This window comes from Streptosporangium sandarakinum, from assembly GCF_013409935.1.
In the GTDB taxonomy this organism is placed as follows: domain Bacteria; phylum Actinomycetota; class Actinomycetes; order Streptosporangiales; family Streptosporangiaceae; genus Streptosporangium; species Streptosporangium nondiastaticum.
This window is the reverse complement of sequence record NZ_JACCCO010000001.1, coordinates 4,028,500-4,055,290: the sequence shown is the minus strand read 5'-3', so window position 1 is coordinate 4,055,290 and position 26,791 is coordinate 4,028,500. Positions and strand designations below refer to the sequence as shown.

Here is a 26,791-nt window from a genome sequence, read left to right as displayed (position 1 = left end):
CCGGCACCCGTGTCCGGACTCCCGGCCCGATCACACCGGGTTCGGCCGCACCCGTCAGGGCAGCCCGTCCGACGGGCGGGCCGGATCCCGCCGGGAGGGGCGCGCGGTCACCGTCCGGCGGTCACGGCGTGCTCACCTGGATGCCGAGCCGGTCTTCGATGCAGCGCCGCTGGAGCTCGGACGGCAGGTTGGCGCAGTCGCCGACCTTGCTGTAGAGCCAGCTCAGGAAGACCACAGCGATGATCAGGGTCAGCGCGCTCAGGATGATGCCCGCCCAGCCGCGCCCGCGGCCGGAGTTCTTCGCCACCGCGACGATGCCGACGATCAGTCCGGCCACCGCCGTCAGCACGCCCAAACCGCACACCAGGAGCAGGAAGATGCTCACGATGCCGAGCACGAGCGCGGCGGTGCCGATCCCCGTCCTCGGCTTCTCCGGCGCCCACCGGCCCCCCGGATACCCCGGGTAGGGCGCCGGCCCCGGGTAGGCGCCGCCCGTCCCGTACGGCTCGCCGCCGCCCGCGGGCGGGTAGGCCGGCGTCTCCCCCGTGCCTCCCCCCGGGTAGCCGGGGGTTCCCCGGTACGGGCCGCCCCCCTCGTACGGCGGGGCTCCCTGGTACGGCGGAGCGCCCTCGTACGGCCCGCCGCCCGGCGGCGGCGCGGCGCCCCGGCCCGGCTCCCCACCGGGCGGCACGGCCCGGTCCGGCTCACCGGCTCCGCCCTGCCCGCCGGTTCCGCCCTGCTCACCGGCTCCGCCCTGTCCACCGGTTCCGCCCGGTTCGTTCACTCCGCCCGGCCCTCCCGTTCCGCCCGTCTCGGCACGCTCGCCCGGCCGCTCCGGTTCACCGGGCTCGCCCTGCCGTTCCTCCCCGCCCGGCGGGGGGTCGAAGCGGGAAGGCTGCGCGGCGATCGGCGGCACGCCCGGCTCGCCGAGCGGCTCGTGGGCCGCCTCCTCGGGCGCGCTCTCCCACCCGGGGTAGGCGGGCGGGGTGGAACCCGGCACGACGTAGGGGGGCTCCGGCTCCGACCGGATCGGTTCGGGGACCTCCGGTGCGGTGGGCACGTCCGGGTGGCGGGGCGGCGTGGGCTCCGAGGGGGTGGAGACCGGCGGCTGCTCGGTGTCCTCGTCCTCACCGGGGACGTGCGGTTCCGGGGAACGTGGCCGGGTCTCCTCCGGGCCCTCCTCTCCCGGCTCCCGCCGGGGGTCGGGCTGGCGCGGATCCTCAGGTGTTGTCACGTCTCTTCTCCCGACGCTAGATATGCCGGATACCTCACACTCCCCCCGCCCTTTGCCCCGAAACAGGCCGACACGGCAAACGACAGATCATAGTTCGGTCAAGGCCGGGCGCCCCCCGGAGCGCGAGCAGCGATTCGGCCGACCTAGACTGAGGCATGTGCTGAAGGGCGACGGCCGGCTGAGCCATGACCTTGATCCCCAAGACCGTCCTCCGAAGGACGCCTGCGGCGTCTTCGGTGTCTGGGCGCCGGGGGAAGAAGTTTCCAAACTCACCTACTACGGGCTGTACGCGTTGCAGCACCGCGGACAGGAGTCCGCGGGCATCGCGGTCAGCGAGGGCAACCGCATCCTCGTCTACAAGGACATGGGCCTGGTCGCCCAGGTCTTCGACGAGTCGGTGCTCGGCACGCTGCGCGGCCACATCTCCGTCGGCCACTGCCGTTACTCGACGACCGGGTCGAGCGTCTGGGAGAACGCCCAGCCGACGCTGAGCTCCACCGAGGACGGCGGGCTCGCGCTCGCCCACAACGGGAACCTGATCAACACCCCCGAGCTGGCGCGGCGCCTGGCCCCCGGCTCGACCAGGGCGACCACCGACACCGAGGTGCTCGCGGCGCTGCTGGCGCAGGACCGCGGCCGGCCCATCGAGGACGCCGCGGCCGAGCTCCTCCCCCAGGTCAGGGGCGCCTACTCCCTCGTCTTCATGGACGAGAAGACCCTTTACGCCGCCCGCGACCCGCAGGGCATCCGCCCGCTGGTGCTCGGCCGCCTGGAGCGCGGCTGGGTGGTCGCCTCCGAGACAGCGGCGCTGGACATCGTGGGCGCCACGTTCGTCCGCGAGATCGAGCCGGGCGAGCTGCTCACCATCGACGAGCGCGGCGTGCGCTCGCGCGTCTTCGCCGCGGCCGACCCCAAGGGCTGCCTGTTCGAGTACGTCTACCTCGCCCGCCCCGACACCACGATCGCCGGCCGCAGCGTGCAGTCCACCCGCGTCGAGGTCGGGCGGGTGCTGGCCCGCGAGCACCCGGTCGAGGCCGACCTGGTCATCCCGACCCCCGAGTCGGGCACCCCCGCCGCGGTCGGCTACGCCGAGGAGAGCGGCATCCCGTACGGCCAGGGCCTGGTCAAGAACTCCTACGTCGGCCGGACCTTCATCCAGCCGTCCCAGACGATCCGCCAGCTCGGCATCCGGCTCAAGCTGAACCCGCTGAAGGAGGTCGTGGCGGGCAAGCGCCTGGTCGTCGTGGACGACTCGATCGTGCGCGGCAACACCCAGCGGGCGATCGTCAAGATGCTGCGCGAGGCGGGCGCGCGCGAGGTCCACGTCCGGATCTCCTCCCCGCCGGTCTCCTGGCCGTGCTTCTACGGCATCGACTTCGCCACCCGGGCCGAGCTGATCGCCGGCTCGCTCAGCGTGGAGGAGATCCGCGCCTCCCTCGGGGCCGACTCGCTCGGCTACATCTCGATGGAGGGCCTGACCCAGGCCACCACGCTTCCCGCCGAGCGGCTCTGCCGGGCCTGCTTCGACGGTGTGTACCCGATTCCCATCGACCGCGACAACGTGGGCAAGTACGTCCTGGAGGCCAAGCTGTGACCAGCTACGCCGCGGCCGGCGTCGACATCGACGCCGGCGAGCGCGCCGTCGAGCTGATGAAGTCGAAGGTCGCGCGGTCCCGGCGGCCCGAGGTGGTCGACGACCCCAGCGGCTTCGCCGGCCTGTTCGACGCCTCCGCGCTGCTGTCCTACCGGCGACCGCTGCTGACCGCCTCCACCGACGGCGTCGGCACCAAGGTGATGCTGGCGCAGGCGCTCGGCAGGCACGACACGATCGGCGTCGACCTGGTCGGCATGGTCGTGGACGACCTGGTGGTCTGCGGCGCCGAGCCGCTGTTCATGACGGATTACATCGCCTGCGGGAAGGTGGTCCCCGAGCGGATCGCCGAGATCGTGGGCGGCGTCGCCGAGGGCTGCCGCCTCGCGGGCTGCGCGCTGATCGGCGGCGAGACGGCCGAGCACCCCGGGGCCATGGGCGCCGACGAGTACGACCTCGCGGGCGCCGCCACCGGCGTGGTGGAGGCCGACGCGATGCTGGGCCCGGACCGCGTCCGCGAGGGCGACGTGGTGCTGGCCCTGGCCTCCTCGGGCGTGCACTCCAACGGCTACTCGCTGGTCCGGCACGTCATCAAGCTGGCCGGCCTCTCCCTGGAGGCGGAGGTCCCCGAGCTGGGCCGGACGCTGGGCGAGGAGCTGCTGGAGCCGACCAGGATCTACTCCCGCGACTGCCTGGAGCTGGCCCGCGCCGTCGACGTCCACGCCTACGCCCACATCACCGGCGGCGGCCTGGAGGGCAACCTGTCGCGGTCCCTGCCACCGACCCTGGACGCCCTGCTCGACCGGTCCTCCTGGACCCCTCCGGCGATCTTCGAGGTGCTCGCCGGGCACGGCAAGGTGGCGCAGGCCGACATGGACCGCACCTTCAACCTGGGTGTGGGCATGGCGGCGGTGGTCGCGCCGGACGCCGTCGACGCCGCCCTGGCCCTGCTCGCGGAGCGGAACCTCCCGGCCTGGGTGCTCGGCGAGGTCGTCCCCGGCACCGGCCTGGCCCGCTACCGCTAGATCAGGGGGACCCGCCGCGTCGTCCCGTCCGCCGGCCGTACGGCTCCCGTCTCGCCGTACGGCCGGCGCCGGTCCCCGGGCGGCCCGATACGACGAAGAGCGCCCCGGGGATCCGGGGCGCTCTTCGGTCAGGACACGGAGAAAACACCCGGTGGCCCGAGGCCACCGGGTGTCCAGCTCACGCTCCGTCTGAAGTTGGGCCTAACGGCGACCGGGCGGGCCGCTGTCGCGGTCGTCGAAGTCGTCGGCGTAATCGGCATAGCGATCCGCCAGCTCGTCGTAGGAGTCGTTGGCGTCGTCACCGTGGTTGGAGTCGTCCCTGACTCCGAGCTCGTTGCGAAGACGCTCAAGATCAGTGCCACCGCTGTTGTACTTCAGCTGGCGAGCAACCTTGACCTGCTTGGCCTTTGCTCGGCCGCGCCCCATTGGCTCGACCCCCTCGTGTGGGGTCGTGCCCGACCCCTCGTCGCTAACGCACCACGCACTGACGCCACCTGACTTGAGGCGTCAGCTCTCGTTCGACTACAACCGTACCTGTTTTACGCCCGGCTCGGTACGCCGTATGGGCGCGAGGCGCTAGTGGCCCAGCCAAATGCCCCTAATTCGCCCGACTTCCGACATTCTGCGTTCCGCCAGCCTATCGGCTGCGACCGCCGGGGGGACCCCGTCCTCAGCGGCCATGGCGAAGATCTTGAGAGTCGTGTCGTAGATCTGGGTGGCCTTTGCCTTCGCCCGGTCCATGTCGAAACCGCCGATCTCATCGGCGACCTGGATGACCCCGCCGGAGTTGACCAGGTAGTCGGGCGCGTAGAGGATGCCGCGCCCGGCGAGCTCCTTCTCCACCCCGGGGTGGGCGAGCTGGTTGTTGGCCCCGCCGCAGACGATCCTGGCGCGCAGGCGGGCGACCGTCTCGTCGTCCAGCGCCCCGCCCAGCGCGCACGGCGCGTAGACGTCGAGGTCGGCCCCGGTGAGCTCGGTCTTGTCGGTGACGACGTCCACCTCGGGGTGCCGCGCCCTGACCCGCTCGACGGCCTGCTCGCTGACGTCGCAGAGCACGACCTCGGCGCCGTCCGCGAGGAGGTGCTCGACCAGGCGGTGGCCGACCTTGCCCACGCCCTCGACGCCGACGCGCCTGCCGCGCAGGCTCGGCGAGCCGTAGGTGTGCTCGGCCGCGGCGCGCATGCCCTGGAACACGCCGAAGGCGGTCAGGATCGAGGAGTCGCCCGCCCCGCCCTGCTCCGGCGTGCGGCCGGTCACGAAGGAGCACTCGCGGGCCACGACGTCCATGTCCTCGCTGTAGGTGCCGACGTCGCAGGCGGTGTAGTAGCGGCCGCCCAGTGACTGCACGAAACGGCCGTAGGCGCGCAGCAGCGCCTCGCTCTTGTCCGCCGCCGGGTCCCCGATGATGACGGCCTTGCCGCCGCCGAGGTCGAGCCCGGCCAGGGCGTTCTTGTAGGCCATGGCCCGCGAGAGGTTGAGCACGTCGGCCAGCGCCGCCTGCTCGCTCTCGTAGGGGTAGAACCTGGTGCCGCCGAGCGCCGGCCCGAGGGCCGTGTTGTAGATCGCGATGATCGCGTACAGACCGCTGCGCTCGTCGGAGCAGAAGACCACCTGCTCGTGCTTGGTCTGGCCGTTCGAGGGGCTGATGTCCTGGTGGGACAGCCCGAAGACGTCGGTCACTGTGGTGACTCCCGGTCGTTCAGGTCCGCCGCTCCGTCGCGGCGGAGATCAGTCTCAGAGTAACCACAACTTCCGGGACAGCGGAGGAGGAAACCCCGCCTTCCCACCAGGTGGGACGGCCTGACGGCGGCGGACGGCCCCGGGCCCGCCCGGCGGGCACGGGGTCGATACCGGACAGGAAGCGGTTCTTCATGACACGATTACGGTCGTGCTGCCCTATGCCGCCTACCTCCGCGTCTACGAACCGCTGGCCGCGTTCGCCCCGCAGGAACGCGCCTCCTGGGCCGCCTACGCCGAGGCCGCCGACCGGCCCCGCCGCGCGGGCGCCCTGCGCGCCGAGCACGGCGAGGCGGTACGGCGCCTGCTCGGCGTCCCTCCGGTCCCGGCCCCTCCCCACGAGAGCCCCAACGCCTATCTCAGGCGCGTGGAGGAGGTGCTGTACGTCTGCCCCTGGCAGAGCCGGCTGAGGTCGTGGCTGGCCTTCTCCCGCTTCCGGGGGGCGACGCCGGCCCGCCTCGCGGAGCGGTTCGTGCCGCTCACCGTCGCCCAGCAGACGGCCGACGACTTCGACAGGTTCAAGCGGCGCGGCGGTTCGGCGGCGCTGCGAACCAACATCCGGACCTCGACGTGGCACGTTCCCACGGAGTGGTTCGTCCCCTTCGACCACAACGAGCGGTGGCTCGTCCTGGACGACGGCCGGCCCCGGAGCGGCGCGACCACCACGCGCAACCTGATCTACGTGACGTCCATGGCCCACGCCAGGCGCCGCAGCGCCCGCGCCCTGCAGATCGTCCGCAGGCACGTGGGCGACGACACGCTGATCTCCGGGATCGAGGAGGTGGCGCGCTGGCTGGAGGAGTTCCATCCCCACTCGCTGGTGGAGCTCGACTACGGCGGCATCGTCCACCTCATGGACGACGACACGCTGCAGGCCGACCACTCGGTCGCGGAGGTCTCGGCGGCCCTGACGGGTCTGGAAACCGGCGAGGAAGAGTTGGCCTTCACCATGTACCGGCGGGTGATTCTCCGCTGGAGATCAATACAACTTCTCGAATCAGCAAACTGAGTCGCAAATCATCCCTCTGACCTGCATAAGTAGTTCAGTCGATGACCGGCGACACATCTACGAACTGAGTAGTTTGCCGTTTTCACTGCGATACCACGAAACGTGTCGCTAGAATCACCGAGCGTGACAACAACAGGTGCACAAGAGAGATGAGCCCCGCAAAGGCTCGCCAATCGCTCTACGTGGCTGTATGGTCACATCGGGTGATGCCGCATATGGTCCGAACAGCCGCACGCAAGGGGCCATAAGCGGACATCCGTGACAAGCGTCAAGTCGCAGGATCGCTGTCGCCGGTCCACATGGAGGAGAGGCCGCACAAATGTCAGCTCGTACACCCGAGGCAGAGCCGCTGCTCACCCCGGCGGAGGTCGCAACCATGTTCCGCGTCGATCCCAAGACCGTCACCCGGTGGGCGAAGGCGGGCAAGTTGACGTCCATCCGCACCCTGGGTGGTCACCGCCGCTACCGGGAGACCGAGGTCCGGGCGCTGCTCGCGGGGATTCCGCAACAGCGTTCCGAGTAAGACGGGGATCGATCGCTTCAGAAACTAGGGGGACCAACCGCGCGCTCACGCCGTGGGCGCGCAGACCACACCGGTTGTGTGGGGAGCGGCGCCGCCCGCCCGGCGCCGCCCCGGCACGGCGCCGGCCGCACCGGTCGTACCGTGCCGCCCGTGCCGTCCGCACCGGGTCACACGCCCGCGCGCACCCGGGGCCGACCGGGCCTCCCGGGGCCGTCCGCGCCTCGCGCGCCGATCGTCTTCCGCCCCGTACGGGCCGCCTCGTCCGGGGCCGTCCGCGCGTGTCGCGAGCCGTCCCGGCCCGTCCGGTGGATCGTTCCGTATCCGCTCCGTAACCGGACGGGCGGACCCGCCCGGATCCGCCCGGCGGGCCGCCGCCGTTCTCCCGCGCACCACGCCGCGCCGACGACACCCTCGGCGGCCTTCCCCCGGTGACGTCCCGCCTGGTCAGAGGCGCCCTGCGCGCGGCACGCCGCCCGGTGCCCGCCCGTACGGCCCGGCACCCGCGGCCATCGCAAGATCGGACTTCCTGAACACAGGCCGTACCCCTTCGGGTTCTCGATCGTTTTGAGTGACAGGTGCCCATCCACCATCACGGGGGAGAGCCATGTCAGGTCCGCCGATCAATGTCACCGCCACCCGAGCCCGCGGGCTCACCGAACCCGTCGCGCCCGACGGCTACGGACCGCGCCCACGGCCGACGATCCGTAACGTCGCCGAACGCGCCGGCGTCTCCAAGTCGCTGGTGTCACTCGTCCTGCGCGGGTCACCGCACGTCAGCGAGCACCGCAGGCAGGCCGTGCTGCAGGCGGCCAGGGAGCTCGGCTACCGGCCCAACGCGGTCGCCCGCAGCCTCGTCGAGGGCCGCACCCACCTGGTCGGCGCGCTCGTCGCCGACCTGCACAACCCTTTCTACGCCGAGTTCCTGGACGGCCTGCAGGAGAGCCTGCACGGCGACGGGCTCCGGCTGCTCATCGGCAACAGCCAGTGGGACCCCGCCTTCGAGGACGAGGCCGTGGGAGCGTTCCTGGAGCTGCGGGTGGACGGCCTGGTGCTCCTCGGCATCGCGCCCACCAGCGAGACGCTGATCGAGGCCACCTCCTACACGCCCACGGTCGTGGTGGGCGAGCGCGAGACCGACCTCGGCGGCGTGGACATCGTCGTCGACGACGACCAGCTCGGCGCCCGCCTGGCCATCGACCACCTGGTGGAACTCGGCCACCGCCGGATCGCCCACGTCGAGGGCTCCCGGTTCTCCTCGGGGTGGTTCCGCTGCGAGGGCTACCTGGTCGCGATGCGCCGCCGGGCGCTGGCGCCGTACATCATGGTCGAGCAGGGCGACTGCACCGAGGAGGGCGGCGCGGCGGCGGCACGCGTCCTGCTCACCCGCACCCCCCGGCCGACCGCGATCTTCGCCGCCAACGACACGGTCGCCATGGGCGTGCTCGCCGTGGCGGCCGAGCTCGGCCTGCGGGTGCCCGAGGACCTGTCGGTGATCGGGTACGACAACACCCACCTCGCGGGGACCGCGCCGATCTCGCTGACCACCGTCGAGCAGCCGCGCCGGAACATGGGCCGCTCGGCCGCGGCGCTGCTCAGCGACCGGATCGGCGACCCCGGCAAGGCCTCGCGGCTGCGCCAGGTGACGCCGCGGCTGGTCGTACGGCGTACCACCGGCCCGGCTCCCGACTGAGGCGTCCGCCTGGATGCGTCGCACCGCGCCCAGGCGGGCCCCAGTTTCCCGTCAAGACCTGGTCAACCCCCGAAGTGGCGGAAAGCCACCGGTGTTCACTCCTGTGTGACAGGAGGGGGTTGACGATGCGTGATCCAGAACTGGTTTCATGCGCCCAGCGCGCGGCCGCCGAGTTGGAGCGGGCGTGGGCACACTGGAGGGCCGCCCGAGGCCGCGCCGGAGACGTCGGCGCCGAGTCCGTGGCGAGTTACGTGGCCCATTCGATCGACCATCCGTGGGGGCGCCCGCGCGTGGTCCTGGGGCTGGACGCCGAGGACGCCCGGGAGCTCGCCTCGCTCCTCACCAAACAGGAGATGGGCGACCACGTCTGGTGACGGTGGCGCCGGTCACGTTCCGAGCCACGTAAGTTGGGTGGTTGACGACTCCTTCGAGGGGGATGAGCGTGACCAGTAAAGCACTGGCGACGGCCCTCGTCGCCTGCGGCCTGAGCGCCGCCGCGTGCGGTGGCGGTGCCACCGCCGCGGGTCCGGCGCGTGACGCGGAGCCCGCGCCCCGCGCGGCGAATCCGGCGACGGCCCCGAGCGGTCCCGCGGCGGAGACAGCCCCGGCGACCACGGCGCGGACCACCCCGCCGGCGGCCGGGACCACCTCGGCGAAGCCGCTGAGCGGCAAGACCGTGGTCATCGACCCGGGCCACAACGGGGCCAACTACAAGTACCCAGCGAAGATCAACAAGCAGGTCGACGTCCTGACCCAGCGCAAGGCGTGCGACACCACCGGCACCGCCACCAACAGCGGTTACAGCGAGGCGGCCTTCACCTGGGACGTCTCCCGGCGGCTGGAGAAGATCCTCGAAAGCCGGGGCGCGACGGTGAAGCTCACCAGGCACGGCAACAACGGCGTGGGCCCATGCATCACCGAGCGGGCCGCCATCGGCAACAAGGCGAAGGCGAACGCGGCGATCTCCATCCACGCCGACGGCGCGGGCCCGGCCGACCACGGCTTCCACGTGATCATTCCGAAGAAGATCGGCGGCCCGGTCGACCCGGTGGTGGCCGACTCCCGGCGGCTCGGCATCGACGTCAGGAACGCCTACCGCTCGGGCACCGGCATCCCGTACTCCACCTACGTCGGCTCCAAGGCGCTGAGCTTCCGCAACGACCTGGGCGGGCTGAACCTCTCCACGGTTCCGAAGATCTTCATCGAGACCGGCAACATGCGCAACGCCGGTGACGCCGCCAAGCTGGAGAGCCCGGAATTCCGGCAGCGGATCGCCACCGCCCTGGCCAACGGGCTGCAGACCTACCTGAGGTGACACGCGGCCTCGCCGCCGGACCGTCCGGGGGGTGCGCGGTCCGGCCGGGATTGGCATGATCTGAAGGCATGACTGATCTTCTGCCGCGTCCTGTCCGCTTCGACCGGACCGGCGGGTCCTTCGACCTTCCCTCCGGGGCGGGCGTCACGGGCCCCGTCGGACCGGTGGACTCCCTGCGCCGGGCGCTGCCCGTGCTGGACCTGCGTCCCGCCGGGCACGGGCCGGTCACGGTGACGGAGGACCCGGCGCTGGGCGAGGAGGCCTACGCGCTGGAGGTGACGCCCGAGGGTGTCCGGATCACGGCCGGCGGCCGGGCAGGCGCGTTCTACGCGGGCCAGACGCTGCGGCAGGCGCTGGGCGCCGAGGCGTTCCGCGCCGCGACGGCCCGCGACTCGTGGACGGTGCCGTGCGGCCGGGTCGAGGACGCGCCCGCGTTCTCCTGGCGCGGAGTCCATCTGGACGTGGCACGGCACTTCCTGCCCAAGCGCGAGGTGCTGCGGATGGTCGACCTCATGGCGGCGCACAAGCTGAACCGGCTCCACCTGCACCTGGTCGACGACCAGGGCTGGCGGATCGAGAGCCGTGTCGCGCCCCGGCTGCACGAGATCGGCTCGCACCGGCCGCGTACGATCACCAGCCTCCGCGGCGAGGAGGACGCCTTCGACGAGGTGCCGCACGGCGGCCACTACACGCTCGGCGACCTCACGGAGATCGCCGCCTACGCCAGGGCCAGGGCCGTTACGGTCGTGCCGGAGATCGACGTGCCCGGTCACGCCTCGGCGATCCTCGCCGCCTACCCCTCGCTCGGCGCGCGGGCCGCGGACGGCCGGGAGCCCGCGCCCTTCACCGTGCTGGACCGCTGGGGCATCTCCCCCGCGATCCTGTCCCCGCTGCCGGAGACGATCGAGTTCCTGACCGCCGTGTTCGACGAGCTGCTCGGCGCGCTGGGCGAGACGCCCTACGTGCACATCGGCGGCGACGAGTGCGTGCTGGACGACTGGGCCGCCTCACCGGCCATCACCGCGTTCCGCGAGGAGCTGGGGCTCGCCGAGCCGAGCGACCTGCACGCCTGGTTCCTGCGGCGACTGGCGGACGAGCTGGCCGGGCGGGGCAGCCGGGCGGTCGTCTGGGACGAGGCGTTCGTCAGCGGCGCGCTGCGGACCGACACGATCGTGATGCCCTGGCGCGGGACGGGAGTGGCCCGGCGCGCCGCCGAGGCGGGCCACGACGTGGTGCAGACGCCGGTCTTCCCGCTGTACTTCGACTACGCCGAGTCCGCCTCGGAGGACGAGCCGATCGCCATCGGTGACGCGATCACCCTGGCGGACGTGGCGGCCTTCGACCCGGCGCCGTCCTCGTGGACGGCCGGGCAGCGCGGGCGCGTGCTGGGGGCGCAGTTCCAGCTGTGGAGTGAGCGACTGCCCGACGGACGGGCGGTGGACTACCGCGCCTGGCCCCGCGGCTGCGCGCTGGCCGAGGTCACCTGGTCCGGCGCGGCCGGCGCCGACTTCCCGGAACGGCTCACCCGCCACCTGGACCGCCTGGACGCGCTGGGCGTCGAGTACCGCCCGCCGTCCGGGCCGCGCCCCTGGCAGCTCGGCGGCGCGGGCCACCGCCGCCACCGGCCGCGGGCCGTCAAGGTGGAGGAGGTCATGCGGCGGCTGGAGGAGATGACCCACCTCGCCGACTCCACGCGGCCCAGCATCGCCGGAGACGGGGCCTGACCGGCCGCGCGGGTCGTCCGCGCGACGCCGGGTCCGGGGCGCCGCGCCGTACGGCCCGCGCCGGCCGGGGCGCGGGTCAGCCGGCGACCTCGTAGCCGGCCTCCTTGATCGCGGCGCGGATCGCCGCGTCGTCGGGGGAGTCGCCGGAGACCTCGACCCGGCCGCTTCCCAGGTCGACCTCGACCCCGGTGACCCCGGGGACCTCGCCGACCTCCTCCTTGACCGAGCTGACGCAGTGGCCGCAGGTCATCCCGGTGACGGTATACGTGATCACACTCATCAGCGCCTCCAACCCTCGTTTCCTCCGGTGAGGGTATCGGCTCCGGTCGCCGTGAGGCCGATGACCTCTCGCAGGTCGGTGACGCCGCGGCGGCGCAGCCGGCGGGACAGCTCGCGGTGGATCCGGTGGGCCCACAGCGGCCCCTCGTAGATCATCGCGCTGTAGCCCTGGACGAGGGTGGCCCCGGCGAGCAGGCGCTCCCAGACGTCGTCGGCGTCCTCCACGCCGCCCACCGAGACGAGCGTCAGGCGGTCGCCCACCCGGGCGCGCAGCCTGCGCAGCACCTCCAGCGAGCGGTCCTTCAGCGGACGGCCGGACAGCCCGCCGGTCTCGTTCCAGTGCTCGTCGGGCCGGCCGCCCCGCCCGGCGGCGTCCAGGTCGCGGCGGATCGTGGTGTTGGTGGCGATGATGCCGTCGAGGCCGAGATCGAGGGCCAGGTCGGCGATCGCGTCGACGTCGTCGTCGGCCAGGTCCGGAGCGATCTTGACCAGCAGCGGGGTGCGGCGGGGGGTGGCGTCGGCGACCTCCTTGACCGCCGCGAGCAGCGGCCGCAGGAGCTCGACGGCCTGCAGGTCGCGCAGGCCGGGGGTGTTCGGGGAGCTGACGTTGACGACGAGGTAGTCGGCCAGCGGGGCGAGCTCCCTGGCGCTCGTGACGTAGTCCTGGACGGCCTCGGACTCGGGCACGACCTTGGTCTTGCCGATGTTGACGCCCACGACGGCCGGGACCCCGCGCGGCCGGCTCAGCACCCGGGCCGCCGCGCCCGCCCCGGCGTTGTTGAAGCCCATCCGGTTGACGATGCCGCGGGCGCGGGGGACGCGGAACAGGCGGGGCCTGGCGTTGCCCGGCTGGGCGTGCGCGGTGATCGTGCCCACCTCGACGTGGCCGAAGCCGAGCGCGGACATGGCCTCCACGCACCCGGCGTCCTTGTCGAAGCCCGCCGCCAGCCCGAACGGGCCGGGGAAGTGCACGCCGAACGCCCGCACGCGCAGGGCGGGGTCGCGGGGGGCGAGCCGCCGGTGGACGAGCCGCTTGACCGCGGGCGTCACCGACAGGAGGTGGAGCGCGCGGACCGTCAGATGGTGCACATCCTCCGGGTCGAAGCGGCTGAGGACCTGCGTGAACACGAATCGATACATCACCGATCAGGTTAGTGCCCCCGGCGAGCGGTACGGCTCGCCGGTGGACGCCCGCTCAGGCCGGCCGCGGGGTGCCCGCCGTCCGCCGCGGGGCGTCCGCCCGGCCCGGCCGGCCGCGGGGTGCCTGCTCGCCCCGGCCGGTCGTCGCGGAGCGCGCGCTCACCTCGGCTCGCCCGCCCCCTCGCCCAGCACCTCGGCCGCGAGATCGGCCACCCGGCGGCGGCTGTCCCTGGCCCGCTTGCGCAGCCCGGTGAACGCCTGGGCCGCGGTGAGGTCGTGTTTGCCCATCAGGTAGCCGATGGCCCGCTCGATGACGACCCGGTAGTCCAGGGCGTACTGGAGCTGCTCGGCCAGGGCGCTCTTCTCCTCGGCGGCCATCGCGGCGCTGAGAAGCTGCTCGATCACGTCCGCGTAGGCGTAGAGGGCCTGGACATCCGACTCGTCCCACTCGTACGGCTCCGACTGGTAGACGTTCAGGGTGCCCACGGGGTCGCCGCCGAGCCGTACCGGGACCCCGGCGACCGCCCGCACCTCGGGGTGGAGCAGGTCGGCGAGCTTCGGCCAGCGCGGGTCCGAGTGCACGTCGGTCGAGGTGACCGCGGTGTTCTCCGCGTAGGCCGACACGCACGGGCCCTGGCCGAGGTGGAGCTGCGCGCCTTCGAGGCTGCGTCCCCGGTCGTCGGTGGCGACCAGGTAGCGCAGTTTGCCGCCCTCCTCGGCGAACATCAGGCCGGCGCCCGAGTAGCCGAAGAGGGTGTCCACGACGTCCACGGCCCGCTCCAGCTGGTGGACGATGCCCTTCCCCTGGGCGGACGAGGCCGTCTGGAGACGTCTGAGACTCGCGACCAGTGAGTCCGGATCGACATGGGTCATATGTGTGGCGCCTTTCAGCGTCGGCCTACCTACTTGACGTGAGCGTTACGACTGCCCAGAAATAGGAGAAATAACGGTTATTACCTTTGGGGCGGCCACCGCGAGTCCAATGGGACGCTCTCCTGCCGGGGTTTCACGGGCTGCCGTTCACGGCCGTTCCGGACCCGGAACCGGACCGATCGGATCCCGCGAACCGGGCCGGGCCGGGGAACCGGATCGCCCGGGTTCGTGAACCGGGCCGGGCCGGGCCGGGGCCGGGAGCCCGGTCACGGCCGGTCCGGCCGCCGGATTCCGGGCGGCCGGTCGACGTGCCGCCCGCGCGCGCCGGCGCGGGGAACACCGCGCGAGGGGTCCGGGTCGTAGCCGACGGGCCGGGATGGTCCATCACCTTGAGCCATGGGAAAAGCTTCCTCCGAGCCGAGGTAGCTCCGCGGACGCAAGGCGGAATGATCTGCGGCAAAGACTAGTGCCGTCCGGTGCCTTGGGCCAATCGCTCCCGGCGGGCCGCCGTCCGGCGCGTCCCGGGGCACGCTCCGGAACATCCCCGGGCACAGTCCGGCACACCCCGGGCGCCGTCCGGGCACACCCCCGCAACCGCCGTCAACAGGGTTTTAAGTGATCAGCAAGTGGAAGACGGCAGAGTGAGGCATATGAGCACTCTGTCACGTTCCGCAGCAGTCCGCCGCCGGCGCACCCTGGCCCGTGTCGTCCTCCGCGACCTGGAGGAGACCGGCGCCACCACCGTGCCGCCGTGGTGGGAGCCGGAGATCGAGCAGGAGTTCGGCGGCCTGGGCGGGTTCCTCGCCGAGCTGAGCCGCCAGTGGTGGACCGCCTACGCGGCGCACCTGGACGCGCTGCTCGAACTCGGCGCGGGTGACCCGGCCCAGGCGTGGCGGGACGTCACCGAGCAGATGCCGTGGCTGCGTGCCGTACTCGACTCCTACGCCGGAGAGGCCGCCCTCGCCGAGGCCGAGCGGCGGCACTGCGACGTTCTGCGCTGGACCACCCGGCGCGAGGCCCGGCGCGCCGCCTGACGGCGGCCTCCCGGTCACCGCGACCGGGACACCGGAAACCGGCGGCTTCCCTTTTGCGGTCTCCCACGCATATCCGGGCGTCCTCGGGTACCCGTAGGGAATGCTCAAGTTGCCCGGCCGCCATGACAGGAAGGCGTCGGACCGCCGTCTGGGTACGCGACTCACCCTCGCGGTGGCCCTGGTCGCGCTGTTCGCCGTGCCGTTCATCCTGCTCCTGGTGTTCGTCGTCTCCTCCTTCACCCCGCTGAACGACCTCGACGAGAGCGTGGCGCGGAGCCTGCACATCCGCGCCCTCGCGGAGCCCCGTTACACGCACTTCCTGAGCGTGGCGACCGAGGTGCTGGGGCCGAACGTGTGGCGGGCGCTGGTGGTGGCCGCGGCCCTGTGGCTCTGGTACCGCGGAGCCCGGCGGCTGGCGGTGTGGGCGGTGGTCACGATCACCGTCAGCGGGCTGCTGAACCTCGCGGTCAAGGAGATCGTGAACCGGGCGCGGCCCGTCCTGCCCGACCCGGTGGCGACGGCGCCGGGCGCCTCTTTCCCCTCCGGGCACGCGATGGCGGCAGCGACGGGGGTGTGCGTCCTCGTGCTCATCCTGCTGCCGTACCTGAGGAGCACGGCCGCGCGCATGACCGCGTGGATCGTCGCGGCGGCCATCTCGATCTTCGTCGCCTACACGCGGGTGGCGCTCGGCGTCCACTGGCTCAGCGACGTGACCGCCGGGCTCACCCTCGGCGTGGTGGTGGTCGCCGGGACCGTCGCCGGGTTCGAGAGCTGGCGGCGCGAGGAAGGCCGCAGGCCGGTCGAACCGCACAAGGAAGGTGTCGAGCCGGAACGTTCTGAGGAGATGTTTTAGGGTAGTTCGCGCGCCATGTCGAAAACGTCGATCGACTTCAAGAACGCGGCGCGCCTCATCCTCCTGCCGCTCGTCCTCATGGCCGCCCTGACGATCGGCGTCGGGCTCCTCATCACCAAGGTCCTGCAGACCACGACCCTCATCGCGAACGACGAGGGGGTCAACGCGGCGATGACCAAGGACCGCAACGCCTTCTGGAACTCGCTGACGGACACCTTCACCGCCTTCTCCGACATGCCGACGATCATCGCCGGCACCGCGGTGCTCATCATCGTCTTCCGGTTGGCGTTCAAGCGCTGGAACGAGTCGGCCTTCCTGACGCTGGCCGTCTTCTCCCAGTCGGCCATCTTCCTGCTGGCCACGGTCTTCGCCCAGCGCAAGCGGCCGGAGGTGCAGCACCTGGACCCCGCGCCCCCCACCTCCAGCTTCCCCTCCGGCCACACCAGCGCGGCCGTCGCCTTCTACTGCGGCCTCGCGCTGATACTGACCCTGCACACCCACCGCTACAAGATCCTCAACGTGCTGTGGTGGGCGGTCGGTCTGGGGATCCCCCTGATGATCGCCTACTCGCGGATGTACCGGGGCATGCACCACCTGACCGACGTGAGCTGGGGCCTCCTGCTCGGCCTGGTGTGCGTCGCGGTGGCCGCCAACGCGCTGCTGCGGAGGCGCCCGCTCGGCGGGGAGCGGCCCGTCATCACCCAGGACACCACGAAGAACGGCGCCGGGAGGACCACGAAGAACACGGTCACGACATAGTGACCTCGTCGAGATCGGCGATCCGGACGCCCGCGGCGGCGAGCTCCTCCTCGACCCTCCGGGAGACGGCCGCGGCGGGCTCGCCGGCGTCGTAGGTGGCGTGGGCGCCGCGCACGAGGGTGACCGGGTGGCCCCGCTCCAGAGCCGCCAGGGCCGTGGCCCGCACGCACCACTCGCTCTGCATCCCCGCGACGACCAGCGGCGCCGCAGGCTGCAGGAGCGACGCGAGGCCGGTGCCGAGAAAGGCGTCGGGGCTGTGCTTGTCGATCACGTGCTCGCCGGGGAGCACGTCGTGGACGAGCTCCCAGCCGGGGGTGCCGGGGAGGTCGGGGTCGCCCTCCCCTCCGTTGTTCCGGACGAAGACGACGGGCGCGCCGGCCGTACGGGCGCGTTCCAGCAGGGTCGTGAGGGCGAGCGAGACCTCCCGCGCGGCGGGCACCGGGCCCGGAGGTTCAAGCATGTTGCGCTGGACGTCAACGAGGAGCAGGATCTTCGGCATAATCGAACACTAGTTCACCCGCTGTTTCGGAAAAACCCTATAGTGACGGGAGTTCTCCCCCGGAGGCGCGACGAACACCCCAAGATCGCTTTCCGTATCCGCATGATCGCTCTATGACACGAAGTACGATGGAAGTCCCGACAGGGAGATTCACTCCTTCTCCTCTGGGCAGGAGCAGTCAGCCGATCGGGTCTTCATCGTCCGGCGGCCCCCTCAGGAAGGAATCCCGCCCATGGATCGTCAGCCCGTTGTCTGCGCCACCTGCAACGGTGTCCCGCCCGCCGCGGACGCGCGTGCCTACACGGCGCAGCGAGCCCGGCTGATCGTGGCGAACGGATACTGCGCCTGCCGATCCGCCGCGGACGCCGCCCACGCCACGGCGGCCCCCGCCGAGGCCGCCCGCCCGGATCAGGGCCGTCCCGAGCAGGCGGGTTCCACGCAGGCCGGGCCGCAGCGGCCCGGTTCCGCCGAGGGGGACGCCGCACCGGAGTCCGGCCCGCAGGGCCGTCCCCGGGAGGAGCGTTCGCCCGCGGAGCAGGCCGCGATGGTGCGCGCCTGATCCGGCCCCCCTTCCGGCCGGTCCCCCTCCCGGCCGCGGCCGGCCCTTTCCCCTGATCCTCCGCGTCTCCGTGCCCGGCATCCGCCACGGCCGGCGCGCCTCCATGCCCGGCGCCGGCCGCGCCAGGCGCGTCTCCCGACCCGATGCTCGCCATAACCAGCAAACGGGGCAAACATAGAGAGAGGGGACATACAGCGGGGCGGGGGATGCCATGCGGGCACGTGACGAAGGTCTGATCGTCGTCGGATACGACGGCTCGGAGGCGAGTGAGCAGGCGGTGCGCTGGGCCGTCGAGGAAGCGCGGATGCGGTTCGTCCCGCTGTCCGTCTGCCACGTCTGGCGGCAGCCGTACCCCGTGAACTTCGTCGATCCCGCGACGATGGACGTCCTGGCGCACATGGGCCGGTACGTCCTCGACCGGGGGGTCGACCTCGCCCGGGGGCTGGCGCCGCGGCTGGACGTCAGGGGACGTCTCGACATGGGCTCGCCCGCCGCCACCCTGCTGGCCGAGGCGGCCGCCGCCGATCTGGTGGTGGTCGGCCAGCGCGGAGCAGGCGGTTTCGAGGAGCTGCGCATCGGCTCGACCGCCGCGCAGCTCGCCGCGCACGCCTACTGCCCGGTGGCGGTCGTCAAGAACCTCCGCCGGCCGCGCGAGGGCCGCGTGGTGGTGGGTGTGGAGAGCACCCACATGGAGCGGGGCGAGCTGAAGGTCGCGTTCGAGGCGGCACGGATCAGGCGCGTGCCGCTGTCCGCGTTCTGCCTGTGCCCGGCGGGCACCGACGACCCCAAGCCGTTCGCCAAGCGCTTCTACTGCGACATCTCGGTGTGGGAGGAGAAGTATCCCGGGGTGGAGGTCGAGAGCACCGTGGACTCCCGCCCCTACACGCGGCTGCTGCACCGGGCGGCCGAGGACGCCGCCCTGGTGGTGATCGGCGACTTCGGGGACGACGACCCGGTGGAGCTGCCCCTCGGCGTGGTCTGCCAGGCGCTGCTGCGCGAGGCGCCGTGCACGGTCATAGTGGTTCCGTCTCGGAGGTCTGCCACATTTTCTCGGTGACGTGCCGCCGCTCCGCCCGGATGATGTGGATGACCGCGTTGATCAGCGCGAGGTGGGTGAACGCCTGGGGATAGTTCCCCAGGTGGCGCCCGCTGTAGGGGTCGAGCTCCTCGGCGTAGAGGCCCAGCGGGCTGGCGAAGGACAGCACCTTCTCGCAGAGCTTGCGGGCCCGGGTGTACTCCCCGATCTCCACCAGCGCCGACACCAGCCAGAACGAGCAGATCGTGAAGGCCCCCTCCTCCGCGGCCATGCCGTCGTCGGTCTCCTTGGGGTCGTAGCGCAGCACGAGGTCGTCGAGGGTCAGGTCGTCGGCGATGGCCAGCACCGTGGCGCGCACCCGGGGGTCGGTCGGCGGCAGGAACCTCAGGAGCGGGATGAGCAGCAGCGACGCGTCCAGCACATCGGTGCCGTAGTGCTGCCGGAAGGTCCCCCGCTCGCTGACGCCGTGGGCGCACACGTCCGCGTGGATCTCGTCGGCCACCGCCCGCCACTCCTCGGCCAGCTTCGGGTCGTCGCGGAGCCGGGCGAGCCGCGCGCCCCGGTCGACCGCCACCCAGCACATGACCTTGGAGGAGGTGAAGTGCCGGCACTCGCCGCGCACCTCCCAGATGCCGCGGTCGGGCTCCCGCCAGTACTTGATGGCCGACTGCACCTGACGTTTCAGGACCGGCCAGATCCGCTCGTCGAGGTGGTCCCGGGACCGGGTGTGGATGTAGAAGGACTCCAGGACGGCGCCCCAGACGTCGTTCTGGCGGTGTTTGTAGGCGGCGTTGCCCACCCGGACCGGCCTGGCCCCCTCGTAGCCGCCCAGCCGCTCGATGACGTGCTCCCTCAGGTCGCGCTCCCCATCGACGCCGTACATCACCTGGAGCTCGCTGTCGCGCTCGGCGACGTCGGCGATGAAGGCGAAGAAGTCCTCGGCCTCCCAGTCGAACCCGAGGGTGTACAGGCCCCAGAGCGCGAAGGTGGAGTCGCGGATCCAGGTGTAGCGGTAGTCCCAGTTGCGCTCCCCGCCCGGGGTCTCGGGCAGGGACGTCGTCGCCGCCGCGACCAGCGCGCCGGACGGGGCGAAGGTCAGGCCCTTGAGGGTGAGGGCGCTGCGTTCCAGGAACCCGCGCCACGGGTGGTCGGGGAAGTTGCCCCTGGCGAGCCAGTGCTGCCAGTGATGGGCGGTCCACACGAGCCTGCCGTACGCGTCCTCGAAGGTGCGGGGCGGCTCGTGGGCGGTCCAGGAGAGCGCGCAGAACCGTGTCTCGCCCTCCCGGAGCAGGGTGCGGGCCTTGGCCCGCGCCTTCTCGAACCCCAGGCGCATGTCCGTGGTCAGCGTGAGCTCCAGATCGGTCCCGTCGGCGCGGGCGACGCCCTGGTGGTAGTTCTGGCCGGTGTAGTCCCACCGGGCCGGCCTGCGGCCGTAGTCGAACACCGGCTCGCAGTCGAGGGTGACCTGCATCTCCCCGCTGACACAGCGCACCGTGCGGAGCAGCACGTGGGCGGCGTCGTAGTCGGTCGGGGCCCTGCGGTGGGTGTGCGACAGCTCGTCCTCGTGGTGCCACGGGCCCATGAGCAGCGCGTCGCGCACCACGATCCAGCCGGTCGGCGAGCCCCAGCTCGTCTCCAGCACCATGGTGCCGGGCAGATACCGGCGCGCGGAGGGCACCCTGAGGTCGGTCGGGCCGATCCGGAACCCCCCGGCGTCCCGGTCCAGCACGGCGGCGAACACGCTGGGCGAGTCCATCCTCGGCAGGCACAGCCATTCGACGTTCCCGCTCGGCGCCACGAGCGCGGTGGACTCGCAGTCGGACAGGAACGCGTAGTCCGCGATGTGCGGGAAGGGGGAGAACTCGTAGAGCCCGGCGCCCAGCGGCGGGTCGGTCGTCATGGATGCCCCCGCTCTCCCCGGGGACTCGCTCGTTCCCCGGGGACTCGTTCGGGCGGGCCCGCCGTCCGGGCGGACCCCGGCGGCCCGTCCGTACGGCGCGGGCCGGAGTGGCACCGCCCGTACGGCGTCGCCCGTACGGCGTCGCCCGTACGGCGTCGCCGGGATCAACCGGTACGGCAGGCCGGGCCGAAGCGGCTGATCACGAACGCCCTTATCACTACTTTAGGCATGAAACCGCAGGTAGGGAAGGTGGGGCGGTCGCCCGGCGCGGGCCGTCAGGTCGCGGAGCCGGCCATCCGCTCGAAGCCGCCGGGGAGCTGCGAGGCGACGTGGCCGAAGACCTCGTCGCTGACGGTCTCGCGGAGGACCCTCAGGACGGCCCGGACGCCCTCGGTGGCCGCCTCGGTGTTCAGGCCGGCGTGCCGGGCCACCCGCGTGATGAAGTCGTCGAGCCCGAACTGCTCGCTCCTGCCCTCTGCCGGGATGAGCTCCCCGAGGGAGTCCGGCAGCCGTTCGGCGAGGTAGCGCGCCTCGCCGGAGCTCAGCCGGGTGCCGAGCGTCCGCATCACCGCGCGGGTGAGGTCCGCCGCCTCCTCACGCGTCAGGACCGTGCGGTCGGCGACCGTCTGGACGAACTCCTTGTATTCCACTTCGGTCTCCTCTCGTCGTCCGGCTAGCGTTCCCGGCCGCTCCGAAAACGAACACCGGGCATGAAATAACCAAAATGATTTGAAACCCAGCAGGGGAACGGTCGGCCGTGCCGCGGGCGGGCGAGAGGGACGCCGCTCACGGCGCTGCCCGTGGCGAGGCCGTGCGGCGCTGAAGGGCGCCGCCGGGGGCTGCATATGGCGACGTTATGCAAAATCGTGGGGTTCTCCGGCCCCGGAGTCGATGACAGCTTGGGGGCGACCCGGAGCGCCGGGTCCGGACCGGCCCGCGGTCACCGTACGGCCCCGTCACACCCGGGCCGGTCCGGACCGGCCTCCGGCGCCGGGCGCGTCCGGCAGGCCGTACGGCGTGCCGCCAGGGCAGGCGGGCCCGCCCGGACGCGAGGCATGTTTCCCCGACCCCCCGAGGAGGCCACCGTGGACGCCGAGAACACCCGACCCGAGAACGCCGAGGAGAACGGAGGCGGGGGCATCAGCCGCAAGACGCTGCTGAAGGCCGCCCTCGTCGCCGTACCGGCCGCCCCGCTGCTGGTCGGCCGGGCCACGGCGCCGGCGAGCGCCGTGACGGACGGTCCGCTCCCCCTCACCCCGGCCTGCGACGACGGCGACGCCCCGACGATCGAGCAGATCGAGGGCCCCTACTTCAAGCCCGGCTCACCGCTGCGGACCTCACTGGCCGGGCCCGGCACGCCGGGTGTCCCGCTGACCGTCAGCGGATACGTGTTCGGCCGCTCGTGCCGCCCGATCGCAGGGGCGCTGCTGGACTTCTGGCAGGCCGACAACAACGGCGCCTACGACAACACGGGCTACACCTTCCGCGGCCACCAGTTCAGCGACGCGCAGGGCGCCTTCCGGCTCACCACGATCGTGCCGGGCCTGTACCCCGGCCGGACCAGGCACATCCACGTCAAGGTCCAGGCGCCGAACGGGCCGGTGCTCACCACCCAGCTCTACTTCCCCGGTGAGCCCCGCAACAACACCGACACGATCTACAACCCGGCTCTGCTCATGACCGTGCGCACGGTCGGGTCGGGCAGGGAGGCGACGTTCGACTTCGTGCTCAACGTCGCCGCGCCCAGCCCGAGCCCGACCCCGACGATCACCCCGCCGCCGAACGGGGGCGGGACCTGGAAGGCCGGGACGAACTACCGGGCCGGCGACCAGGTCACCTACGGCGACGTCACCTACCGGTGCATCCAGGCGCACACGGCCTACGCCGGGTGGGAGCCCCCGAACGTCCCTGCTCTGTGGCAGCGCGTCTGACGCGCCGGCCACGGGCGCTCAGGGCGCCGGCGCGCTCGCCGTCCCGTTTCAGGGGTCCGTGACCTCAGGAGGGGGGTCCGTGATCTCGTGGGGGGGCAGGGCGGCGAGCGCGCGCAGGGCCCGCAGGAAACCCTCGCGGTCGCCCTCGGGCAGGCGCGCCAGCAGGCGCTCCTCCCGGCGGCGGATGCCCGCCTGCGCGGAGTCGCGCAGCCGGCGACCCTCGGCGGTCAGTGACAGGAGGCGGGCGCGCCGGTCGGCGGGGTCGGGGACCCGCTCGATGAGCCCTCTGCGCTGGAGGTCGTCGAGCACCCCGATGATGCGCGTCTTGTCCGCGCCGATGGACTGCGCGAGCGCGGCCTGGGTGCGCAGCGGCCCCTCCTCCAGCGCCAGCAGGACGCCGTACGCCCACATCGACAGGTCGTGCTCGGCCAGCACGGGCCGCTCGGCGTCGATCAGCGCCCGGGTCAGCGGGAGGAACATCGCGGCCAGGTCGGGGCGGTCCGTCACGGCATCCCACTATACGTTTGACAGATGATAAGCCCCTGTAGATTATAAGCATCTGCTTATTTCTTTTGGGGGCAACCGTGGACATCAGAGAAGCCGTGGACATCCGGCAGCTGGACGAGCGCGCGGTCCGGGCGAGCATGGACCTGGTCGCCGGGGCGTCGGCCGCCGACCTCGCGCGACCGACGCCGTGCGAGGGGTGGACACTGGGGGACCTGCTCGCCCACATGACCGCCCAGCACCACGGTTTCGCCGCCGCGGCCGAGGGCCACGGGGCCGACCCGGAGGTGTGGCGGGTCGGTCCGCCCGGCGCCGGCGCCGTCTCCGCCTACGTCGAGGCCGCCGAGCGGGTGACGGCGGCGTTCGCCGCGGACGGCGTGCCGGACCGCGCCTTCGCCCTGGCCGAGTTCGGGGAGGGAGCGGTGTTCCCCGCGCCCCAGGCCATCGGCTTCCACTTCATCGACTACCTCGTGCACGGCTGGGACGTCGCCCGCTCGCTCGGCGTCCCCTTCACCCCGGACGCGGACCTGGTGGAGGCCGCCTGGCCGATCGCCCTGGCGATCCCGGACGACGAGCGGCGCCTCGCCCCGGGCTCGGCGTTCCGGCCGGGCCTGGCCGCCCCCGCGGACGCCTCCCGCTTCGAGGTGATCCTCGGCATGCTCGGCCGCTCCCCGGCCTGGGAGCCGTCCGGGCGGTGACTCCCGGCCGGACGGCGAGTCGCGTCCGGGCGGCGATTCCCGCCCGGACGGTTCCCAGGCCGGATGGCGAGTCGCGTCCGGACGCCCGTCAGGGGCGGAAGGCGTCGGCGTGCTCGGCGACCCACCGGGCGAACGTGCGCGCCGGGCGGCCGGTGACCCGCTCCACGGTGTCGTTGACGATGTTGGGCTCCTCCGGCACGTTGGCGAACACGCCGATGAGGAAGTCGATCAGCTCCTGCGGCTGCCCCTCGGCGGCCATCCGCTCGCGCGCCTGCTCCTCGGTCAGCTCGACGAACCCGACGGGCCGGCCGATCATCTCACCGATGACGCGGACCTTGTCCCGGATGGACAACCGCTCGGGACCGGTCAGGCCGTACGTCCTGCCCGCGTGGCCGTCCTCCACCAGCGCCCTGGCGGCCACGGCCGCGATGTCGGCCTCGTGGACCATGGCGGTGGTCGCGTCGCCGAACGGCTCGCGCACCACCCCCTCGGTGCGGATCGGCTCGGCCCACCCCAACGCGTTGGACATGAACTCGGTCGGGCACACGAAGGTCCACTCCAGGCCGGCGGCCCGTACGGCGGGCTCCAGCGTGCCCTGGTCCCAGCCGCCCAGGACGGTGACCCGGCGCACACCCGCCTTGACCGCCAACTCGGCGATCTCCCGGCCGTTCCGCAGCAGCCCGTAGTCGTCCCCGCCGAAGTTGATCAGATGAACCCCGGTGACCCCGTCGAACGCGGACACCAGGCTGTCCGTCACGGTGAGGTCACCGGCCACGACCTCCACCCCGGCGGGCATGGCGGCCCGGCCCGGGTCGCGGGTCAGGGCGCGCACCCGCCGGCCGTCCCGGACGAGCTCGTCCACGATGTGGCGGCCGACGGTTCCGGTCGCTCCGGTCACGAGAAACGTCATTGCGGTCTCCTCCGCTCGTCTGGGCTGACAACGAAGAACATACGAGGCAATGCGGAAGGATTCTTTCCTCATTCACCTCGCGCGACCGGCCGGAGGAATCGTTCCACGGGACCGGCCGGGGACGTCCGACCGTCCCGCCGGCGCGGCCCGGGGCGCACGCCGGACGGCTCCGCGGGGACACACGACCTGGACGCACCGCACGACGGCTACGCAGGGCCACCGGGAGAACATCCCCACTCACGGCATCGGCGCAGATCAAGACATATCCCGAGCGGTCACGGACCGCCCGGGGAACAGGGCTTCCACTACCGTCGGTAGCATTTCGAAGGTTTCGAAGACAGCAGACCCGCCGGGCGTCCTTCTCGGCAGACGAACCGAGAGGTGGGCGATGAGCCTCACTACGTTGACCATGCCCGAAGGCACGGAGCAGGTCATCGGCTCCGACGAGCTCTTCTTCTCCACGACCGACCGGCGCGGGCTCATCCGCAGCGGCAACTCGGTCTTCGTCCGGACCTCCCGCTTCCCCCTCGACGAACTCACCGGGGCCCCGCACAACATCGTGCGTCACCCCGAGATGCCCGCCGGGGTCTTCCGGATGATGTGGGACCGCCTGCTCGCCGGTCGTCCGGCGGGGGCCTACGTGCGGAACCTCGCCAAGGACGGCAGCCACTACTGGGTCTTCGCCACCATGACCCCGCTGGCGCAGGGCTTCCTGTCGGTCCGGATGTCGCCGCGGTCGGAGCTGTTCGGCGAGGTCAAGCGGCTGTACCGGCAGGTGGCCGACGCCGAGCGGCAGGCCGCCGGTCATCCCGCGGCGAACCGCCGCGACGTCGCGGCGGCAGGCGCGGAGCGGCTCGGACACCTGCTGGACGGGCTCGGATTCGGCTCGCACGACGACTTCCTGGCCGAGGCGCTGTCCGCCGAGGTCGCGGCGCGCGGCCGGCTGGCCTCCGCGGTCTACGCCCGGCCCATGGCCCGGGGACCGATCGCGGAGGTGCTGACCGGCGCGGGAGCGCTGGAGGAGCTCCTCGCCGACCTGGTGGAACGGCTGGAGGGGTACCGGCTGCTGAGCGACCGGCTCGTGCGGTCGTCCACCCGGATGCTCGACGTCGCCCGCCGGCTCGACCGCGCGGTCGCCGCCGCCCAGTCGGCCTCCGAGATGGTGGCCGGCACCGCGCCGGTGCTGCGCAACGTCGCCCGGGTGATGGTCACGCCGACGCGCACCGCGGTGGCCGCGCTGGAGCGGCTGGTGTCCGGACTCGCCGCGCTGCGCTCGGACGTCACGGACCTGCGCTTCCGCATCGCGCTGGCGAGCCTGCACAACGACATGGTCGCCGCGTTCGCCGCCGAGGTCGTGGACGGCGTCGCACCGTCGACCTCGCTGGACGAGGTGCCCCTGCTCTGCGATGCCGTACACGAGAACGTGCGGGAGATGTCGGCCAGGGGACGGCAGGTGAACGAGGCGCTGCGCGAGTTCGTCTCCGGGGTCGCCGAGGCGGGCGAACGGCTGGCGGAGTTCAGCCGGTTCCTCGCGCAGTGGCGGATCCTCGTCGTGCGCCACCGGGTCGACGACGTCCTCGGTGACCTGGTGCAGCCGGTCGACGAGGAGTTCGCCGCCTGCTGGGAGGGGATGGACATGCTGCGCGCCCTGGGCCGGCAGTTCGAGGCCTCGGCCATGCCGTTCGACGTCCGGTCCCTGGAGGCGCAGGTGGCCAGGATCCGGGCCGGAGCCGTCGGATCCCGCGGCGCCTTCTGAGCCGACGCCGACGCGGTCGACCGACCGGCGCCCGGCGTGGGAGATCGGTCGGCGCCCGGCTGAGATGGCCGTGCGCCGGCGGCGAGGCGACCGTGGGCATACCGCGAAAGTGGCCGGGCGACACGCGGCGAAAGAACCCGTCCTCCCCCGCATCAACCACTTAATCTGCGAATTGACCTGCGAAAACAGGACTGCGCAGGAACCTGCCCGCA

27 protein-coding genes are annotated in these 26,791 nt (G+C 72.3%); 16 read left to right on the top strand and 11 right to left on the bottom strand.

What is annotated here, in order from left to right; all coding sequences use genetic code 11:
• Positions 1 to 121 precede the first annotated feature (121 nt).
• Positions 122 to 1,234, bottom strand: coding sequence for a DUF4190 domain-containing protein (locus tag HDA43_RS18380; RefSeq protein ID WP_179822423.1), 1,113 nt, complete (start codon positions 1,232 to 1,234; stop codon positions 122 to 124).
• 157 nt (positions 1,235 to 1,391) lie between these two features.
• Between HDA43_RS18380 and purF the strand changes: the two genes are divergently transcribed.
• The gene (purF, locus tag HDA43_RS18375) at positions 1,392 to 2,828 is read left to right on the top strand and encodes an amidophosphoribosyltransferase (protein WP_179822420.1); all 1,437 of its coding nucleotides are present in this window, start codon (positions 1,392 to 1,394) and stop codon (positions 2,826 to 2,828) included.
• On the top strand, positions 2,825 to 3,850 hold the full coding sequence (gene purM / locus HDA43_RS18370) for a phosphoribosylformylglycinamidine cyclo-ligase (RefSeq protein ID WP_179822418.1): 1,026 nt from the start codon (positions 2,825 to 2,827) through the stop codon (positions 3,848 to 3,850). The genes purF and purM overlap by 4 nt, the downstream gene beginning before the upstream one ends.
• Before the next feature lie 201 nt (positions 3,851 to 4,051).
• Here the strand turns inward: purM and HDA43_RS18365 are convergent, their stop codons facing one another.
• Together HDA43_RS18365 and HDA43_RS18360 are read right to left on the bottom strand one after the other, a co-directional pair.
• The gene (locus HDA43_RS18365) at positions 4,052 to 4,276 is read right to left on the bottom strand and encodes a DUF3073 domain-containing protein (protein WP_179822416.1); all 225 of its coding nucleotides are present in this window, start codon (positions 4,274 to 4,276) and stop codon (positions 4,052 to 4,054) included.
• A 150-nt stretch (positions 4,277 to 4,426) separates the two neighbouring features.
• A complete protein-coding gene (locus HDA43_RS18360; RefSeq protein WP_179822415.1) occupies positions 4,427 to 5,530 on the bottom strand; it encodes a Leu/Phe/Val dehydrogenase in 1,104 nt (367 codons plus the stop codon).
• A 208-nt stretch (positions 5,531 to 5,738) separates the two neighbouring features.
• On the opposite strand from HDA43_RS18360, the gene HDA43_RS18355 reads away from it, so the two are divergent.
• From HDA43_RS18355 to HDA43_RS18330, 6 genes are all read left to right on the top strand, one after another.
• The gene (locus HDA43_RS18355; protein ID WP_179822414.1) at positions 5,739 to 6,596 is read left to right on the top strand and encodes a DUF8083 family protein; all 858 of its coding nucleotides are present in this window, start codon (positions 5,739 to 5,741) and stop codon (positions 6,594 to 6,596) included.
• Positions 6,597 to 6,915: 319 nt separating this feature from the next.
• On the top strand, positions 6,916 to 7,119 hold the full coding sequence (gene bldC, locus HDA43_RS18350) for a developmental transcriptional regulator BldC (protein ID WP_013133571.1): 204 nt from the start codon (positions 6,916 to 6,918) through the stop codon (positions 7,117 to 7,119).
• Between the two features lie 604 nt (positions 7,120 to 7,723).
• A complete protein-coding gene (locus tag HDA43_RS18345; RefSeq protein ID WP_218911771.1) occupies positions 7,724 to 8,809 on the top strand; it encodes a LacI family DNA-binding transcriptional regulator in 1,086 nt (361 codons plus the stop codon).
• A gap of 125 nt (positions 8,810 to 8,934) precedes the next feature.
• Positions 8,935 to 9,183 (top strand): hypothetical protein, encoded by a 249-nt coding sequence (locus HDA43_RS18340; protein WP_179822413.1) that lies wholly within the window; start codon positions 8,935 to 8,937, stop codon positions 9,181 to 9,183.
• A gap of 68 nt (positions 9,184 to 9,251) precedes the next feature.
• Complete coding sequence (locus tag HDA43_RS18335; protein ID WP_312873366.1) at positions 9,252 to 10,124, top strand: N-acetylmuramoyl-L-alanine amidase; 873 nt, start codon at positions 9,252 to 9,254, stop codon at positions 10,122 to 10,124.
• Between the two features lie 68 nt (positions 10,125 to 10,192).
• Positions 10,193 to 11,848 (top strand): beta-N-acetylhexosaminidase, encoded by a 1,656-nt coding sequence (locus tag HDA43_RS18330; RefSeq protein ID WP_179822412.1) that lies wholly within the window; start codon positions 10,193 to 10,195, stop codon positions 11,846 to 11,848.
• Positions 11,849 to 11,924: 76 nt separating this feature from the next.
• Here HDA43_RS18330 and HDA43_RS18325 read toward each other — a convergent pair whose 3' ends face one another.
• The 3 genes from HDA43_RS18325 to HDA43_RS18315 form a co-directional block, all read right to left on the bottom strand.
• Entirely contained in the window at positions 11,925 to 12,128 is a 204-nt protein-coding gene (locus HDA43_RS18325; RefSeq protein WP_179822410.1) for a heavy-metal-associated domain-containing protein, read from the bottom strand.
• On the bottom strand, positions 12,128 to 13,267 hold the full coding sequence (locus HDA43_RS18320) for a quinone-dependent dihydroorotate dehydrogenase (RefSeq protein ID WP_179822407.1): 1,140 nt from the start codon (positions 13,265 to 13,267) through the stop codon (positions 12,128 to 12,130). Before HDA43_RS18320 ends, HDA43_RS18325 begins: the two co-directional genes overlap by 1 nt.
• A 159-nt stretch (positions 13,268 to 13,426) precedes the next feature.
• Entirely contained in the window at positions 13,427 to 14,140 is a 714-nt protein-coding gene (locus HDA43_RS18315) for a GAF and ANTAR domain-containing protein (RefSeq protein ID WP_179822405.1), read from the bottom strand.
• A gap of 650 nt (positions 14,141 to 14,790) precedes the next feature.
• On the opposite strand from HDA43_RS18315, the gene HDA43_RS18310 reads away from it, so the two are divergent.
• The 3 genes from HDA43_RS18310 (at position 14,791) to HDA43_RS18300 (ending at position 16,786) form a co-directional block, all read left to right on the top strand.
• Complete coding sequence (locus tag HDA43_RS18310; protein WP_179822403.1) at positions 14,791 to 15,174, top strand: hypothetical protein; 384 nt, start codon at positions 14,791 to 14,793, stop codon at positions 15,172 to 15,174.
• 100 nt (positions 15,175 to 15,274) lie between these two features.
• Positions 15,275 to 16,027, top strand: a complete 753-nt coding sequence (locus HDA43_RS18305) for a phosphatase PAP2 family protein (RefSeq protein WP_179822400.1) — start codon at positions 15,275 to 15,277, stop codon at positions 16,025 to 16,027.
• Between the two features lie 15 nt (positions 16,028 to 16,042).
• Entirely contained in the window at positions 16,043 to 16,786 is a 744-nt protein-coding gene (locus HDA43_RS18300; RefSeq protein ID WP_179822398.1) for a phosphatase PAP2 family protein, read from the top strand.
• On the opposite strand, the gene HDA43_RS18295 is transcribed toward HDA43_RS18300, so the two are convergent.
• A complete protein-coding gene (locus HDA43_RS18295; RefSeq protein ID WP_179822396.1) occupies positions 16,776 to 17,285 on the bottom strand; it encodes an isochorismatase family protein in 510 nt (169 codons plus the stop codon). The two genes, HDA43_RS18300 and HDA43_RS18295, sit on opposite strands and share 11 nt — an antisense overlap.
• A 232-nt stretch (positions 17,286 to 17,517) precedes the next feature.
• Here HDA43_RS18295 and HDA43_RS18290 point away from each other — a divergent pair, with 232 nt between their 5' ends.
• Both HDA43_RS18290 and HDA43_RS18285 read left to right on the top strand, forming a co-directional pair.
• Positions 17,518 to 17,844, top strand: a complete 327-nt coding sequence (locus HDA43_RS18290) for a hypothetical protein (RefSeq protein ID WP_179822394.1) — start codon at positions 17,518 to 17,520, stop codon at positions 17,842 to 17,844.
• 211 nt (positions 17,845 to 18,055) lie between these two features.
• A complete protein-coding gene (locus HDA43_RS18285; RefSeq protein WP_179822391.1) occupies positions 18,056 to 18,901 on the top strand; it encodes a universal stress protein in 846 nt (281 codons plus the stop codon).
• Here the strand turns inward: HDA43_RS18285 and HDA43_RS18280 are convergent.
• Together HDA43_RS18280 and HDA43_RS35995 are read right to left on the bottom strand one after the other, a co-directional pair.
• The gene (locus tag HDA43_RS18280; RefSeq protein WP_179822389.1) at positions 18,858 to 20,780 is read right to left on the bottom strand and encodes a glycoside hydrolase family 15 protein; all 1,923 of its coding nucleotides are present in this window, start codon (positions 20,778 to 20,780) and stop codon (positions 18,858 to 18,860) included. The two genes, HDA43_RS18285 and HDA43_RS18280, sit on opposite strands and share 44 nt — an antisense overlap.
• 275 nt (positions 20,781 to 21,055) lie before the next feature.
• Positions 21,056 to 21,430 (bottom strand): DUF2267 domain-containing protein, encoded by a 375-nt coding sequence (locus HDA43_RS35995; RefSeq protein WP_179822386.1) that lies wholly within the window; start codon positions 21,428 to 21,430, stop codon positions 21,056 to 21,058.
• A 435-nt stretch (positions 21,431 to 21,865) separates the two neighbouring features.
• On the opposite strand from HDA43_RS35995, the gene HDA43_RS18270 reads away from it, so the two are divergent.
• Complete coding sequence (locus tag HDA43_RS18270; RefSeq protein ID WP_312873365.1) at positions 21,866 to 22,711, top strand: dioxygenase family protein; 846 nt, start codon at positions 21,866 to 21,868, stop codon at positions 22,709 to 22,711.
• 48 nt (positions 22,712 to 22,759) lie between these two features.
• On the opposite strand, the gene HDA43_RS18265 is transcribed toward HDA43_RS18270, so the two are convergent.
• On the bottom strand, positions 22,760 to 23,218 hold the full coding sequence (locus HDA43_RS18265) for a MarR family winged helix-turn-helix transcriptional regulator (RefSeq protein ID WP_312873364.1): 459 nt from the start codon (positions 23,216 to 23,218) through the stop codon (positions 22,760 to 22,762).
• Between the two features lie 77 nt (positions 23,219 to 23,295).
• On the opposite strand from HDA43_RS18265, the gene HDA43_RS18260 reads away from it, so the two are divergent.
• Positions 23,296 to 23,913: a TIGR03086 family metal-binding protein gene (locus HDA43_RS18260; RefSeq protein WP_312873363.1), complete on the top strand. Its 618-nt coding sequence runs from the start codon at positions 23,296 to 23,298 to the stop codon at positions 23,911 to 23,913.
• 88 nt (positions 23,914 to 24,001) lie between these two features.
• On the opposite strand, the gene HDA43_RS18255 is transcribed toward HDA43_RS18260, so the two are convergent.
• Positions 24,002 to 24,823 (bottom strand): NmrA family NAD(P)-binding protein, encoded by an 822-nt coding sequence (locus HDA43_RS18255; RefSeq protein WP_179822382.1) that lies wholly within the window; start codon positions 24,821 to 24,823, stop codon positions 24,002 to 24,004.
• 409 nt (positions 24,824 to 25,232) lie between these two features.
• Between HDA43_RS18255 and HDA43_RS18250 the strand changes: the two genes are divergently transcribed.
• Positions 25,233 to 26,579 carry a PAS domain-containing protein gene (locus tag HDA43_RS18250; protein WP_246424026.1) on the top strand — a complete coding sequence of 449 codons (1,347 nt, stop codon included), beginning with the start codon at positions 25,233 to 25,235 and terminating at the stop codon, positions 26,577 to 26,579.
• Positions 26,580 to 26,791: the final 212 nt, after the last annotated feature.

Coding starts and splice junctions, on each gene's coding strand:
- HDA43_RS18365 (WP_179822416.1), bottom strand. CDS start 4,276: ATGGGGCGCGGCCGAGCAAAGGCCAAGCAGGTCAAGGTTGCTCGCCAG.
- bldC (WP_013133571.1), top strand. CDS start 6,916: ATGTCAGCTCGTACACCCGAGGCAGAGCCGCTGCTCACCCCGGCGGAG.
- HDA43_RS18345 (WP_218911771.1), top strand. CDS start 7,724: ATGTCAGGTCCGCCGATCAATGTCACCGCCACCCGAGCCCGCGGGCTC.
- HDA43_RS18340 (WP_179822413.1), top strand. CDS start 8,935: ATGCGTGATCCAGAACTGGTTTCATGCGCCCAGCGCGCGGCCGCCGAG.
- HDA43_RS18330 (WP_179822412.1), top strand. CDS start 10,193: ATGACTGATCTTCTGCCGCGTCCTGTCCGCTTCGACCGGACCGGCGGG.
- HDA43_RS18325 (WP_179822410.1), bottom strand. CDS start 12,128: ATGAGTGTGATCACGTATACCGTCACCGGGATGACCTGCGGCCACTGC.
- HDA43_RS18320 (WP_179822407.1), bottom strand. CDS start 13,267: ATGTATCGATTCGTGTTCACGCAGGTCCTCAGCCGCTTCGACCCGGAG.
- HDA43_RS18315 (WP_179822405.1), bottom strand. CDS start 14,140: ATGACCCATGTCGATCCGGACTCACTGGTCGCGAGTCTCAGACGTCTC.
- HDA43_RS18310 (WP_179822403.1), top strand. CDS start 14,791: ATGAGCACTCTGTCACGTTCCGCAGCAGTCCGCCGCCGGCGCACCCTG.
- HDA43_RS18305 (WP_179822400.1), top strand. CDS start 15,275: ATGCTCAAGTTGCCCGGCCGCCATGACAGGAAGGCGTCGGACCGCCGT.
- HDA43_RS18300 (WP_179822398.1), top strand. CDS start 16,043: ATGTCGAAAACGTCGATCGACTTCAAGAACGCGGCGCGCCTCATCCTC.
- HDA43_RS18295 (WP_179822396.1), bottom strand. CDS start 17,285: ATGCCGAAGATCCTGCTCCTCGTTGACGTCCAGCGCAACATGCTTGAA.
- HDA43_RS18290 (WP_179822394.1), top strand. CDS start 17,518: ATGGATCGTCAGCCCGTTGTCTGCGCCACCTGCAACGGTGTCCCGCCC.
- HDA43_RS18285 (WP_179822391.1), top strand. CDS start 18,056: ATGCGGGCACGTGACGAAGGTCTGATCGTCGTCGGATACGACGGCTCG.
- HDA43_RS18280 (WP_179822389.1), bottom strand. CDS start 20,780: ATGACGACCGACCCGCCGCTGGGCGCCGGGCTCTACGAGTTCTCCCCC.
- HDA43_RS18255 (WP_179822382.1), bottom strand. CDS start 24,823: ATGACGTTTCTCGTGACCGGAGCGACCGGAACCGTCGGCCGCCACATC.
- HDA43_RS18250 (WP_246424026.1), top strand. CDS start 25,233: ATGCCCGAAGGCACGGAGCAGGTCATCGGCTCCGACGAGCTCTTCTTC.